The organism is Brevibacillus sp. RS1.1 (assembly GCF_013284365.1).
Classification (GTDB): Bacteria; Bacillota; Bacilli; order Brevibacillales; family Brevibacillaceae; genus Brevibacillus; species Brevibacillus brevis_D.
In genome coordinates this window covers 1-1,946 of record NZ_JABSVA010000025.1, presented here as the reverse complement: position 1 = coordinate 1,946, position 1,946 = coordinate 1, and the positions used below count along the sequence as shown (strand labels likewise).

The following is a 1,946-nucleotide window of genomic DNA, read 5'->3' as shown; positions in this document are numbered from 1 at the left end:
AGATTTGTCATTCAGTTTAAAACGTTACGAATCAAAATGCCGAATATTATCCCTAAGCACATTGATGCTAATGTGCCAAGCAAAAAATATTCTGCCCACTGTCTATCATCTAATTGTTTAAATCTCGCAAATGACTTTGCCGTAACAATAAATCCAATAGCCGGATATGCTCCGTAGATGGTAAAAATTACAACTAGCAACCTTTCTATGTATCCAATAATCGTTCCTCTCGATATTTGATCCCGTTGAACTAGAGTGTATGAAATCTCCTCAGTTATCTTCAATTTTTTTGTTAGCGAGCTATCCTCTATACCATTCATTTCAGTGCTAAACAAAAACTTTCCCTCATCAAACTGATGGTTCGGCATAGTTCCTATTAGATGTTTTATCATATGCCCACTAACTGTAGTTATAATTATGAACATGATAATCATAAATAAAACAATCTCAATCGGAGTAAAATCTTGAGGTGTACCTTTTACCACATGCAGTACCTTTAGTATTTCTAGAATAATTTTTAATGAATCTATGTTTAATAAAAACTGACAAGTTAACAGTAAAGAAACGAAGTGCAATATCTGATCAATTATAAAAATTGTTAGCTTATACAGCCCTTCAATATTTTTTTTGATTTTTACGTTAAGTTTTTCATTTACTATTATTTTAATCTTATCTATTAAATAATGAAAAAAAACGATAACAATTGTTGGATATACTATGTAATTTAAAATACTCAGAGTATTAAAAGTTAATCCCATTATCCAAATATAGTAAAAAACGAGAGCGATTGATATTGTTATTAAATGGTGGAATAAGTGGCGTTTTAAATATTTTTTCTTATCTGCAACCATTACATCTGTTTGGAAATAAAAATCAGCAACTAGATGTGCTAATGTCAGACTTAGTAGTAGCATTCATCCCAATCCTTTTATTTATTTTAAACTCAAAAAATTTGTTAAATCACTTTTTATGTTCTCCATTATTGACCTTCTTAAATTTTCGGAGATTTCATTAATACTTGATTCTTCACTATAAATTGAATCCTGAACAGCATTAAGGCTTTTTTTTACTTGCTCAAAACTCTTTAATATAATCTCTCCATTTCCTTTTTTGTATTGAACGGATATTGTTGAAGCTGATTTATTTAATAGTTTTGCTATTTCTACTTGCTTTTGCAAAATCAAATATAAAAAGAAGATTAGCTTTTGTTGTTCTGTTTGTTCAGTGGTAATAAAAAATTGTATTTCACATGTCAGATTAATTAGTTTTATCATTTCTTCAAGCTGTTTAAAATTGCCTGAAATATTGTTGTTATCTACTCTAAATAGGAACGGGACTCTATTGCTTTCATTTTTTAATGTATCATTTGCAATCCTTGCTTGTTTAATCAAAGGATGGTTCCATGTCTCAATGTCAATATCAGAAATATCTTTATCAATATCTCCTATTGTCATCCCAAAATATGGCGGATTTCTTTTGAATTGCCAACACTGATTTATAAAAAATGCAATAATAAACGCTGTTGAGTAATTCTCGCTGATTAAAATAATCTCGTCACCTAACCGATGCTTCACCTTTATTGATACAATATCATCTGTCCATCTCTTAATCCATTGAACTATGTCACTTAAATATTCTGTTAATAAATCGGGATTATCTATATCCGTTGATTTCGTAACATCCATTATAAAAATGGAGACTGGTTTACCCAATCTAACCCTCTCCTTTGTTTTAAATTATTTTTATCAGAAAACACTTAAACTTATTTGTTACTCCAAATTCGTTGTTTTTATCTAAGTTTACCCCAATTTGCTGTTTTTATCTAAGTTTACTCCAATTCGCTGTTTTTATCTAAGTTTACTCCAATTCGCTGTTTTTATCTAAGTTTTCTCCAATTCGCTGTTTTTATCTAAGTTTACTCTAATTCGCTGTTTTTATCTAAGTTT

The 1,946-nt window shown here is 29.3% G+C and carries 2 protein-coding genes; both read right to left on the bottom strand.

The genetic code is table 11. The features are described 5' to 3' along the window. Window positions 1-11: 11 nt before the first annotated feature. On the bottom strand, window positions 12-914 hold the full coding sequence (locus tag HP570_RS29060) for a DUF3307 domain-containing protein (RefSeq protein ID WP_173627961.1): 903 nt from the start codon (window positions 912-914) through the stop codon (window positions 12-14). Window positions 915-932: 18 nt separating this feature from the next. Next, the gene (locus HP570_RS29055; RefSeq protein ID WP_173627960.1) at window positions 933-1,712 is read right to left on the bottom strand and encodes a hypothetical protein; all 780 of its coding nucleotides are present in this window, start codon (window positions 1,710-1,712) and stop codon (window positions 933-935) included. Window positions 1,713-1,946: the final 234 nt, after the last annotated feature.

Excerpts from the sequence above, each read along its gene's own strand:
- HP570_RS29060 (WP_173627961.1), bottom strand. The coding sequence starts at position 914 with ATGCTACTACTAAGTCTGACATTAGCACATCTAGTTGCTGATTTTTAT.